We start from the raw sequence: 12,910 nt of genomic DNA on the forward strand, positions 1-12,910 counted from the left end.
GGCAACGAGCAACGGACGGTTCGCGGAGAACAGCCTTCACCGAACGTTGCGTTCCCTAGGGTCTGCCGTAGCGCATCACACCGCGCCGGAGCGACCGACAACGATGGATCATTGCGGTCCAGTTATCCTGTGTTCGTTTCGTCGACTTTGCATTTTTTGTGACGCACCCTGAGGGGCAACGTCCACCGACAGTTGGGTCATGCGCCGAGCCATCGCCAAATCGATCACCCGTTCGCGACGCCACATGCCATCGGCATTTTTGGCGGGGCTGGTCGTGTGGTTGGTCGCGTCGGTGTTGTTGCTGAAATCGTATTGGCTGCTGTTACCCGCGATCGGCGGGGGGAGTCTGGTCTACGCGGCGTTGTTGGCCAAGTTTTTGCGAATCCGCAGCGACGAAGTCGAATCACAGGTCGACAAGCTGGCCAGAGAAAACGACAGCTGGAAAGAGCGATTCGAAAGTCTGCACGCTCAGTCACGCCAAAACGCCATGGTGTTGGCGCAGATGTCCGACGGCGTGGTGGTGATCGACAAGGACTGGACCATATTGTTGATGAATCCGATGGCCAAGCAACTGCTGGGTTTGCGGGCGGAGGATCATCACCTGGGGCGTGACCTGCGGGCGATCGTCCGATTGCCCGAGATGGTTTCGGCGGTCGAACAGGTGTTTGCGGGCGAATTGTCCAAACGAGTCAATATCGACGTCAGTCAGCTGGGGCGGGTGCGGCCGGTGTCGATCAGCGTTGGTGCCATTGAATCCGGCAGTGAAGGTAATCTGTTGCTGGCGATCCACGACGAATCCGAGGCCAGGCGATTGGAATCGGTGCGACGCGAATTCATCGCCAACGTGTCGCACGAATTGAAAACGCCGCTGGCCGCAATCAAGGGATACGCCGAGACTGTGGAGCTGGCGTTGGAGGATGATCCGGATGCCGCGGTTCACTTCATGAGCCAGATTCGTGAACAGTGTTTGCGGTTGGAACGGCTGGTCGCCGGCATGATGCAACTGGCTCGGGCACAATCGGGTCAGCAGAATCTACGGTGCGCGTCGATCAGTTTGGCCGAGGTTGTCACCGAAGCGGTCAAAACCTATCGACCGGTCGCGGCGGCCAAGAATATCGACCTTCAGGCGGCAAAAATGGACCCCACGGTTCGAGCATTTGTTGACCGCGAGGCAACGCTGACGATCGCCAACAACTTGATTGGTAACGCCGTGCGTTACACTCACGACGGCGGTCGCGTCGTCGTCGATGTCCGTGGCGAAGGTCCGGTCAGCTGGTTCGTGGTCGATGACACCGGCGTCGGGATCGAACCGGAGGAACTGAATCGCATTTTTGAACGGTTTTATCGGGTCGAAAAGACTCGCGAAGTCGCCGGCGGTGGAACGGGGCTGGGGCTGTCCATCGTCAAGAACCTAATCGCGGCACTCGGTGGCGACATTCGTGTGGAAAGCCGGCCGGGTGTCGGGTCACGCTTCGCCGTCGCGTTGCCGGCCGAGCAAGGTTACCGATGCGAAACACAACGGGGCGAATCATCGACCAGAAATGCTCGAGGGGTGGTCGTATAGCCACTGGTGCCGCGGGCCTGGAATTCACTGAATATTCACCATTTCCAAATCGTTCCAGCAGGTGCGAAAAAACAACTTTTCAACCAATATGACGCTGCCGTTCGTTTACCGAGGCGAATTCACGCCGCCGCAATCCTGCGGAAGCCAAACTGAGGTTGGAAATCATGATGGTGACCACGTCCCCGCTGCCGACAAAGCGACTCCAAAGCCCCATGTCTGAAATCAAGGTCCTGGTGGTCGAAGACTACCAACCTCTTGCCGAAACTCTGGAATACCAACTGCAGCGGGCCGGTTACGAAGTGCACCGTGCCGCCGATGGCCGCGAGGCCTTGGAACAGGCCAGTTTGCTATTGCCCGACGTCGTTTTCTTGGACGTCGATCTGCCGGTGCTAAGCGGCGTCGAAGTTTGCAAGCAGTTGCGTGCCAACACGAAAACACGCGGCACGTTGATCCTGATGCTTAGTGCGTTGGGTGAAGAATCCGATCAGGTGGTCGGATTTGCCGTGGGAGCCGACGACTACGTCGTGAAACCGGTCGAAAGCTACAAAGTCTTGCTACAGCGTCTAAAAGCGCTGCTGCGTCGTCGTGAACCGATCGTCGATGACCATGATTCGGTCACCCACAAGGGCGTCACTGTGGATCGACGTCGTTTCGTCGTGACGTTCCAAAACGAACCGCTGAAGCTGACCCGCAGCGAGTTTCGATTGCTGGACACACTGATTCGTCAGCCCGGACGCGCGTTCGGCCGTGGAGAGTTGGTCGACGCCGCCTTGGGTGAAGACACCATGGTTCTGGAACGCACCATCGACGTCCACGTGCGTGCCCTGCGAAAGAAAATGGGGGCGGCCGCCGACCTGATCGAGACCGTCCGCGGCGTCGGATACCGTTTCCAAGAATAGACAGGTTTCGGGAAACCGCTTGGGCAGCGTCGGCTGTGTCCCACCGTCCCGGTGGAACCCGGATATTCGTTTCAAGTTCACACTCGTTTTGGATCGATGGATGTCACAGTCGGTCGATCCAAAATCGGCCGACGCATCCTCCGTCGCCACGAGTCAACGAGAATCGAAATGTCCGAATCGGCTTCCACGCCCGAAGAACTTGTCCTGGCCATGTCCGTGGATGAATTGCAAGAATTGTTGGCGGACATGGGGTTCGAACCGACGGAACGTTTGGCGACGTCCATTCGGGAACTGGTCCAACACACCGGCAGCCTGGACGCATCGATCGTTGCCCTGCACGACGCCGAAGTAACGCGGCGGGCCGCCTAGTCGCGAGCATTCTGGGCTGGCAGCCGGATGCTGTTGTCGCGTCGAGTCCCCCGGCCCGATTGCCGTTTCGACGCATCCGCCGGGACAAGCAGTCCGGGCAAGCTGCTATTAAGTGCGATGATCTCTTTTGTCGCATGCAACGCGGCCCGGCCATCGATCGATTGCATGGCCGCGGGCGAACGCGCACAGTGGGAAACCGCCGATACATCAACCGTGTATCGGTTTGTCGCAAACAGCCGACGTTCACAATCAACGCCACCGACGGCGGTGTGATGCGATGATCGGCTGATTGCCGCCCGAAAAGGCGTCCCACCCCATTTCGCCCACCGCTAGATCCATGCTTGCACAATGCGACGTGCGATTCGTTGTAGGACGAATCGCTTCGATGCTGACCCTAAGTTGTTTGTTGATTGGTGTTCAGTGCGGCGCCGCGGAGTTCCACGTTCGTGCCGACGCGGCATCGGGTGGCGATGGTTCGGCGGAAGCACCTTTTCGAACCATCCAGCATGCCTGTGATTCGATCGCGGCGATGCCCATGCAGCAGCGTCAGCGCGAGGGGGTGACGGTTTGGATTGGCGGAGGAATCCATCGCATTGATACGCCGATCCGGCTGGGGGCTGAACACAGCGGCGATGTGGATCACCCCGTTCGATTCGCGGCGGTGCCTGGCGAACAACCGGTGATCAGTGGCGGTATTCCAATCGGATCCAGTCCGGAGCAATCCTGGCGACGCCACGATGACAAACGGTGGGTGGTGGATCTGCCCAAACGCGGCGATGGTTCGCTCTGGCGATTTCGGCAACTGTACGTCAACGGCCAGCGACGGTATCGAGCGCGGACGCCTAATGAGGGCTTTTATCGTGTGGCCGCCTGTCCCGAAGGCACGCCAAAATCAGTTCACTATCACACCGATTGCAAGACCTTTCAGTTCCACCCCGGCGACTTGCGATCCGACTGGAAGAATCTTCAAGACGTCGAAGTCATCGTGTATCACTTTTGGACCGATTCGCACTTGCCGATCGCGACCATTGATGACCAGACGAACACGGTGACCTTCGCCCATCGTGCCGGCAAAGTCTTTACGAATGACTTCAGCGAAGAAGGGGCTCGCTACGTCGTTGAGAACGTGTTCGAAGCGTTGGACCAACCGGGCGAATGGTATTTGGATTCAACCCAACAGCGTCTGTACTACTATCCACACGCTGATGAGGACATGACCAAAGCGAATGTGGTCGCACCGCTAGCGTCACAGATGGTGGTGATCGACGGCGATGTTCAATCGCAAAGATTTGCCGAACACATTCGATTTGAAGGTTTGACGTATCGGTATTGCAGTTTCGATTTTCCGCCCGGCAATTCCAATGATCAACAGGGATCCGCCAGTATTCCCGCCGCGGTGGAATTCAACGCCGCACATGATTGCGTCCTGGACCATTGTCGTTTCCATGACTTGGGCACCTTTGCGATCGATATCAAAGACGGTTGCGTTGGGAACCAAGTGACCCATTGCGATTTTTCGGACTTGTCCGCCGGAGGGATTCGGATCGGTGGCGGTGATGAAAAGGCACCGCCGTGGTATCGGACCGAGAATAACGTCGTGTCGGACAATCGTTTGGTGGGTTACGGAATCGATTTTCCGTCCGCCGTGGGCATCTTGCTGACCGACACCTCGGGGAACCGTGTCGCGCACAACGAAATCAGCGGTGGTGAATACACCGGCGTTTCCGTCGGGTGGACGTGGGGATATGGCCGCAGCATCAGTCGCGACAACCAGATCGAAAACAACCACATCCACGATATCGGCGGAATGCTCAGTGATCTGGGTGGAATTTACACCTTGGGCGTTTCACCGGGCACGGTTTTACGTGGCAACCACATTCACGACATCGATGCCAACGGTTACGGCGGATGGGGCATCTATCATGATGAAGGATCGACTCACATTTTGGTGGAGAACAACTTGGTGCACGACACCAAGTTTTCTGCGTTCAACATCCACTTTGCAAAGGAAGTCACCGTTCGCAACAACATCTTTGCGCTCGGGGAATTGGAACAGTTGAGCCGCAGTCGCGTGGAACCGCACGTCAGCGTCTACTTTGAAAACAACATCGTTTACTGGACCGACGGCAAACTGCTTAGCAAAAACTGGAGCGATCAGGAGTATTCGTTCTATCTGCATCCGAAGAACAGTTCGGGAACCGCACAACGCACCGAAACGTCCGTGTTCGACTGGAACTTGTACTTCAATCCGAATGCCACCGCGGAAGACGCGTTGTGGGACGGCGGTTCACTGGCCCAGTGGCAACAACGGGGAAAGGATCGCAATGGTGTGTTCGCCGATCCGGGTTTTGCCGACCCACAAAACGGTGACTTTACGATGTCGCTGACGTCGCCGGCGCTGAAACTTGGTTTCAGACCGTGGGATGTTTCCGCGGCGGGCCCCAGAGGTGATGTTGGTCCGCCGGTGACCGCCGCAACCGATGATCAGCGTTGATAGATCGGCAAGTAGTGATAGCGAACGCTGAGGCTGAGCACTGCCAGTGCGGTGGTGTAAATGGGGCCGATATTGCGTTCCTCGCTGCGATAGCCGTGCCACGATCCATCGCCGCGTTGGTCTTTCAGCAGAATGGCAGATGTCAGACGACGGGCCGTATCGGCATAGGTGTCGCCCACTTGGTACATCGCTTGGGCGTAGTAGTAGATGCCATAGAAAAAGAATCGTTCGTTGGTCCGTGGCGGATGTTCTAGCAACCATTTGGCCGCCGCGGTGACGACCGGTGATTCGTAACGACCGCAGACTTGCATCGCCAGCAAGCCGGCGGCGGTCATTGCAAAGGTGCCACTTCGGGACCCCGGCATGTAGCTGAACCCTGCCGCCGCGTCACTGATCCTGCCGTCGGGCAGACGCTGGGCCGTGGACGATTGGACCAGGTAACTGACCGCTTGGTCGATGGCTTCGCCGGGGACATGCATGCCATCGTTGTTGGCCGAACGCAGGGCCATCAACTGCCAAATGGAAACCGACAGATCGGAATCAGTCGAATCCGGTGCATATCGCCAACCGCCCTGCATGCTGCTGCGTTTCTTTACCTTTTGAGCCTGCAGGATCAGCCCAATCGCTTGCTCCAGGGCTTTGTGCATTCGAACATTTTGGTCGACATCAATTCCCATCCCTAGCATCTCGGTCAGCATCAGCGTGATGATGCCATGACCGTACATTTGTGAACGGTCGCGACGTCCGAAGTATCCGTTGGCGTCCTGGTTGTCTGGTTTCAAAACGAATTCCAAAGCCCGCGTCATCGCCTTGCCCCGATCGGTTTGGCGATCGGGTTGAACGCCCACCGATGCCATGGCCATGATCGCCAACGATGTCATGGCGACTTCGTTTTGACGATCGGCAATCGAACCATTTTGGCCTTGCCGGTTCACCAGATAGTCGACGGCTTCGGAAACCGCGTTGTCGACTTCATCGGGCACGTACAGTCGAGACCAATCGGCATCGTTGTCGGTTTGGGCCAACAGTCGGGACCCGCCTGTGGTCGCAATCGCACCGGCCAGCATTGATCCGATGAAGTCACGGCGCATCGTCAATGTCACGTGGCGCTGCCGGACGTCTATCGGCCGTGTTTCATTGCGGAAGATGATTGAAGACATTGGGCGATTCACCGATGGATTCGTTCAAGGCGATTTTGAATCGGTCGCCTGGGCTGCGACGGCTCGGAAATACGCTTCGACATCGCTGCGGTATTGTGGCGGAACGCTGGCATCAGCCGGGCCGGCCGCTTCATCGCTTTCCTGAGATCGCAGATCGCCCCAACGACTGCCCTGCCGCGCGGCCTCGATGCCGTCGACTTCGCTGGGGCCCACCACGGCACGTCCGTCAGCGAACCCCGATTGTGAGTTCGAGGGTGGAACGTCATTCGGATCTTCGCTGCTGGATGAGCCCGATGATGATTGCCCGGTGTTTGTACCGGACCGAGCGTTTTGGCCGTCGGCGGCGTCTTGGCGTTGACGAGCCATGCGTTGCTGTTGCCGCCGGATCGCTTCGGCCAGCGTGGGGGATGTCTCCAAAGCGGTCGATGCTTCACCTTCCTGCGGTGCGTCCGCTGCCGATTGCTGCGATGACGAAGCGTCGGCTTGACGGGATGTGCCATCTTCGGCTGGTGACGGCGGTGCGGCGGCGGTCGATTTACCCAGCAACGCGCGGTCCAGTTCGTCCAACGTTTGCGCCAGCTTCTTGCCCTGGGCTTGGCGGTCGATTCCTTCGGGTGTGGAAGCCGGCGGCCTTGGCGGTGTTACGGGCATGGAAGCCGACAGGTCGGTGATTTCATCGGACCGTTGCTCGATGATCGCCGCATGATCGGACAGCAGCTCAACCGTCCGGCGACCCAATTCCGGATCATCGTCAGATGCCGACACACGTTCGGGTGTGACGTCCTGGCCTGTTTGCCGCGCCGCCTGTCCCGCGGACGACAGTTTGGCCGCCAAGGCTTCTTCGTCCAGACGACTGCGGTGACGCCCGGCGCGAAGCAAACGCTCAGCCGATTCATTGACCGTGGTCGCAACCTGTTGTCGTCGTTGAAGGGTGCTTTGTGCGGTTTCATCCGATAACCACAACTTGGCGTCTTGCGCGGCGTCAGCGCGGAACGAATTGAGGTCCTTGGCAATCTGTTTCAAGCGATCGACCGAAGACAGCACCAGGTCGGCGGTGACCGATGCTGCTGGGTTCACCGCGTCCGACGGTTTGGGCGATTGCTTGCCGATCGCCGATTGTGTTTCATTCCATTGCCGTTGTTTCCGTTCGGCCAATTCAAGAGTCGATCGGATTTGTGATTCGGCGTCTCGATTACGTTGACGTTCCTGGCGAAGCGAGGCGATGTCGATCTGTGATGCGACGTTTCGGGACGCATTGTCCATCTTGCGGTCCAGTTGGCGACCGAGTCGTTGGATTTGTTGCAAGCGTGTGCCGGCTTCACGCGTTTGACGTTCCCAGAACTTGGCTCGTTCTTTGCTTTGGCGAAGCATCTCGTCGCGGGCGGTGCGAGCGATTTCCAGACCGCGTTGTTGATCACGGCGACGACGATCGATGTTGCGATGAATGTCTTTACGCGAAGCCACCTGTGCGACGACGGCGGCCTGCTGAAGTTGTTCATTGACCTTTTGCAGATCGTTTGCCAAGGCGTCGGCCGTGTCGGTCAGTTTTGCCAGCGATGCGTCGGCGGAAACCGACAATGCCGATCGGGCACGGTCCTGCAGACGCTGAGTCGCCTCTCGCGTTATCCGGATGGCGGCGGCATCTTTGGCCATCGTCGCCGCTTTGATCGCTGATTCCAGATTGGCTTTGGCGACGTCGATTGCGGCATCACCTAGCGATTCAATCTGCGTAGCCAATCGCCGTTTGGCTTCCATGAAAGCCGGATCCGCTTTTTCGATCTCTTGCACCAATGCGGATTCCGACGACGCCGAAGCGTTCATCAATTGTCCCGCTTCTTCGACCGCCCGGACGGCGATATCGACCAGCGACAAACGCATGTCGGGGTTGGTTTTCAACTCTTGTTCCAGCCGCCGCAGCAATTCGTGCGGGTCTTGCTTGGCCACGTCGGCCAACTGTTCGGCCTGTTGGAATCGTTGTTCGATTTCTTGGCCGTTTTGCAACGATTCTCCTTCGTTTCGTAACTGCTGCGACAGTTCAGATTCAGGCGAAGTTGTCGATTCAGCGTCCACCGCTTGTTGATGAAGCTGTGCCAGTTGCGACGTTTGTTGAAGCCGACGCTGAAGCTCCGCTGCAGCCGCTTGAAACGATTCGTTGTCTGATTCGAATTCGGAACTTGCCTTTTCCAAAGATGATTGCACCAGCCGCGCGGCCGTTTCCATGTCTCTTGCACGATCTCGCTGCAGGCGATCCAGGATGTCCGCTTGGTTGGCAGCGTCGATCAGGGCTTCGATCGTTTCGCGTGTCAAACGTTGGGCTTCCTGCCACGCGGCTTCCGTCGCGTCGTCGGTGACGCCTGCCGATTCGGATTCGGTGGTCGATTCGTCCTGCGGCGAATCTTGCTGTGATGCCATTGCGGCCGCCTTTTCCGTTTGACGACGCGCCGCATCGGCCAATTCATCGATCGGCAGGACCCACTGCGCCAAGCGTTGACGTGCCGCCGCAAAGTCTGGTTCCAGTCGTTCCAGACCGCTGTGCAGAGGCTGCAGCAGCCCAGTGATTTTGGGTGCCATCGATACCAAGACGTCATTGCGATAAAGCCGGGCGTCGATGGGACGCGACACACTTTGGTAAGCATTACCGTAACGCGTGCCGTCGATGGACTTGATCGCGGCTTGGTTTTCCTTCGATTCGGACACCACTGGTGACCGTTTCAATGCACGTGCTTGTGCTTGAACGCCATAGGCATAGCGACGCATCGTCAGCGGATGGGTGACGCGTCGGATGGGGGCGGGGGCACCGGAAATTTCATCGGCCGCCGTCTGACGCAACAAACCGGCGTCTTGAAACAGCATGGCTCGGGTCTGCAGCAGTCCCACATCATCGGCGATCTGTCGAAGTGCTTGGGCCGGTGGAATGTCCGATTCAAGCTCGCCCGAAGTCTGGATCAAAACGTGATGCACCGCGCGGGAGGCCAAATTCAAGTCCGCGGCCCAACGAGTATCGAATACTTGGCGACGACGATGCCACTGTTCGGCCGCCTCCAGCGACCGGTTCAGGTTCTGTCCCAGCGGGATGTTCCAGGGGGCTGCGCTGTGATTGGGAAGTTGCCAGTCGGCGGACGCTCGAATGGTTGGCGTCAACTCTTGTCGGCTAGCCAAATCGGATTCGGCTTTTGCCAGATCCGACAAGATTCGATTGTCAATCGTACGGCTGCGGATCTGTTGGCCGATTTGCTGTCGCAGTTGATCGACCAGATCCGGCCCGACCAGCAATAGTTCTTCGTCATCGATTCCATCGCGAAGACGTTGCTGCCACTGGAAACAAAATTGTCGCCATTGATTTCGCCAGCCCGCTGATTTTTCCGACAGCCAAGGTGCACGTGACGTCCACATCGCCGCCATCGTGTCCAACCGTGCGGCGGTGATGCCCAGCGTCCGTTGCCAGCGTGTCGGTGACAGATCCGATTCCGTACCGATCGCATCCAGCGAATCGGCCAACGTGGACAAGTCGGTCAGTCGTGCAATCGCCAATTGCTGTTCCAACCACAAGGAGGCCAGCTGGCTTCCCGATCGAATCGCGGCCTGCGTTGATCCGACACGCTTTGCCTGGTTCTGATGCCAGCGACGCAGCACCGCCAAAAATTCATCGCCCATGATCTCCGGTGCAACATCCTGATCGCCTTGCAGGGTGATGGCGTCTGACATCGCCGTGGGATGATGAATCAGGTCATCGCTGATTTGTTGAATCAGGCGGCCCACACGTTCCGCCAAAAGCAGCTGGTCGACGCGGTCGGTCGTTTGCATCCAATCGTCCAGCATCTGACTGACCGCCGCGGCATCGTCAGCCAGTGTCTCCGATTCGCTCAGGTATTCCTGCAGGAACTGTTGGTACGCCACCGGGTCGGACAGTGCCCGTTGGTCGTTCCAGGGTTCTGACCATGTGATCCAGCGTTTGGCAGTCGGATCGGCGTCTTTCAGCAGCGTGATGGTGGCGACGACGATGTCCGACAAAGCGTTCAATTCGTCGTTGCGATTGGCCCGCATGCCTGCATCGGAAAGCAGGATTTGGATCAGCTCGGTTTCCGCACGTTGGCCCAATCGATCGACCACGATCCATTTGACGTCGATCGTATCTCCGTCACGCACGTTGTCGCCCAAGCCGGCTTGTTGGGCGGCTTGGACCAAATCCCATTCCGATCGTGCCGTCAGCGTGCGCTGGGCGATGTCCGACGGGGGGAAAAGATCACGACGCAGCCATGCCCCGCCGTTGAAGCGAAACTCTTGAAAGGCGTCGGCGATCGGCAAGTCATCATCAAACCGGCCGGCCAGCACACAGATTTCGTCGAACGCGGCGACTTTCACCTCAGGCACGGACCCGTCGAATCGCACCGTTGGGCGACGATCCGTAACGGGAGTCACGGAGTACTGTGGACCGAACTCGTTTCCGACCCCTGATTGACGGCTGGTGGCGGTGACTTGGTATCGGCCAGGGACCGTCAGAGGCACAATCACGCGATGCAGAAATCCGTCATCATCGATTTGGTTCATTGCCAGCGTGCGATTGCCGGTGAACCGCAGCGTCGCATCGTCGACCGCTTGATTGAATGTGATGGTCAACTGGACCGATGATCCCGACAAGCCTTCCAGGTCGCCCGCGTCTGACTGTTCGGTTCGGTCAGGCAAGTCCGCATAGTCGGGGAACCGGTAAAGCTTTTGGAAATCGATCGGCTGGGGACGTGGCAAGGGATCCAGTCGTTGCCACAGCGTCACCGCATCGCCTGCGATGATCCGATATTCCACCGGATCGGATCCCACCGGTACGTTGGCGCTTCGGCGGTCCGATTGGCCGTCGGACGTCTGGACAAGTGATTCTGTTTGATTGTCCATGGATGGCGGCGATCGATCCGACATCGTGACAGCCGTGATCCGTCCGTGCCGCGATCGCCAGGGCCAAAAGAAGCGGCCGGGTGTGTCGTCGGCTTCACCACCGGTCGTCGCATCGACGATCGATCGGTACTGCAGCGTCGCGTCGTCGGCGGGTCGACCCGACAGTTCCACCCACACCGCGACCGGATTTCCGGCGGCGACGTATCGCGAAGGCGGTGACGGTTCGATGATGTCGATTTGGGTCAGCGAAGCACGCTGGACGGCCAAGCCCGGGACGCTGACACGAATGATCCGGCGAATCGCTTGTAAGTCCGGGATCAACGAGGCGATCGCAAACAGGATCGCTGTCGTTACGCCGATCGCCAGCGGGCGGCTCAGCAGGCCCACCGGCAACATTTCTTTCGCGGGCATCGTCGACAATCGCTGGCTGATGCGCCGTTGCAGGCTGTCTTGAAGACGAGGCGAACCGTTGGTCGTTTGAGGATCGGCCAGTTCGACGGCCGAGAGTAGGTCGTCACGCAATCGCGACGATCCCGCTTGCATGCGACGGGCCAATGAGTGCGGCGACGAATCAAACATCTGACGCAGCCCGAATCGCCAAGCGGCAACGACGGCGAACGCGTCGACCAGCATTGCGACGGCCCATCGCACCGTGTCCGATGGACGGACAAAATGGTCAAGACAAGCCGCTGCAGCGGAGGCGGCCAGGAATGTGACCATGCCGGCGATCAGGCTGCGGCACGCGAGCATCCAAGTACGGCGGCGGGCGAACGACGTGATCGCTTGATACGTCGTCGGATGTAGGCTCAATTCGTCCAGCGAGCCCGTGGGGATCGAAGCCATCGGCGGCTACCGGTCGGCAACGATTGAATCGAAGTTCAATTCCATCTGAACATCGCTGTCATCAAAACCCAATTCGCGGTACAGGTGGCTGGGTTGGATGTCGTGGCTGTTTTGGTGTTTGTCGCTGGAATAGTCTTCACAGTGGCCGGCAAGTTCGGCGTACAGGATCTGACACACCTGCATGCCCGGATAAATCTTGACCGGTTGAACGCAATGCAGTTCCAACGTCCAAGTGCCACAGTACCCGCAATGTCCCAGGCTGCCGCCCGGGCAAACGAATAACCCCAACCGGCTGAGCGACGCACGGCCACGCACCATCGGCACCAAGCGATGGGTTTCGGTGTATTCGACGGTGCGTCCCAGGTACAAAAAATTCGGCTGCAAAATCAGGCCTTCGGCGGGGATTTCGATCCGCCGGTATCGATTCGGCGCCGCGGCATCCAAGACGATTTCTTCGTAGATCAACAGCTCGTTGTGCAGGCTGAGATCATAGCTGTTGGGATTCAACCGGCTGGGATTGAACGGCGAGATGGTCAAATCGTGATTTTGCCGCCGAAGGATTTCTTCGCTGGAAAGGAGCATGCGATGGCCGCGTCGTAAAAGGCGAAGGGAAGAACGATTTCGGCGGTCCGGCCGATTCGGGCACATCCGTCGGGCGGGACGGCCCCGTGGCACAGCGGACCAGATTCACCGG

Annotated in this window: 7 protein-coding genes; 4 read left to right on the top strand and 3 right to left on the bottom strand. The window is 58.5% G+C overall.

The annotated features are described in order from the left end of the window. Positions 1 to 199 precede the first annotated feature (199 nt). The 4 genes from HFP54_RS14240 (at position 200) to HFP54_RS14255 (ending at position 5,326) form a co-directional block, all read left to right on the top strand. Entirely contained in the window at positions 200 to 1,564 is a 1,365-nt protein-coding gene (locus HFP54_RS14240) for a sensor histidine kinase (RefSeq protein ID WP_235951821.1), read from the top strand. A gap of 212 nt (positions 1,565 to 1,776) precedes the next feature. Continuing rightward, positions 1,777 to 2,463, top strand: coding sequence for a response regulator transcription factor (locus HFP54_RS14245; RefSeq protein WP_145299711.1), 687 nt, complete (start codon positions 1,777 to 1,779; stop codon positions 2,461 to 2,463). A gap of 168 nt (positions 2,464 to 2,631) precedes the next feature. Continuing rightward, positions 2,632 to 2,832, top strand: a complete 201-nt coding sequence (locus tag HFP54_RS14250) for a hypothetical protein (protein ID WP_146413023.1) — start codon at positions 2,632 to 2,634, stop codon at positions 2,830 to 2,832. A 385-nt stretch (positions 2,833 to 3,217) separates the two neighbouring features. Then, positions 3,218 to 5,326, top strand: coding sequence for a right-handed parallel beta-helix repeat-containing protein (locus tag HFP54_RS14255; protein WP_168565665.1), 2,109 nt, complete (start codon positions 3,218 to 3,220; stop codon positions 5,324 to 5,326). Here HFP54_RS14255 and HFP54_RS14260 read toward each other — a convergent pair. The 3 genes from HFP54_RS14260 to HFP54_RS14270 all read right to left on the bottom strand — a co-directional run bounded on the left by HFP54_RS14260 (position 5,317) and on the right by HFP54_RS14270 (position 12,798). Continuing rightward, complete coding sequence (locus HFP54_RS14260; protein ID WP_235951822.1) at positions 5,317 to 6,417, bottom strand: prenyltransferase/squalene oxidase repeat-containing protein; 1,101 nt, start codon at positions 6,415 to 6,417, stop codon at positions 5,317 to 5,319. The genes HFP54_RS14255 and HFP54_RS14260 overlap by 10 nt on opposite strands. Positions 6,418 to 6,510: 93 nt before the next feature. Beyond that, the gene (locus HFP54_RS14265; protein WP_168565667.1) at positions 6,511 to 12,216 is read right to left on the bottom strand and encodes a hypothetical protein; all 5,706 of its coding nucleotides are present in this window, start codon (positions 12,214 to 12,216) and stop codon (positions 6,511 to 6,513) included. 6 nt (positions 12,217 to 12,222) lie between these two features. Then, entirely contained in the window at positions 12,223 to 12,798 is a 576-nt protein-coding gene (locus tag HFP54_RS14270; protein WP_145299699.1) for a dCTP deaminase, read from the bottom strand. Positions 12,799 to 12,910 lie beyond the last annotated feature (112 nt).

This window comes from Crateriforma spongiae, assembly GCF_012290005.1.
GTDB lineage: Bacteria > Planctomycetota > Planctomycetia > Pirellulales > Pirellulaceae > Crateriforma > Crateriforma spongiae.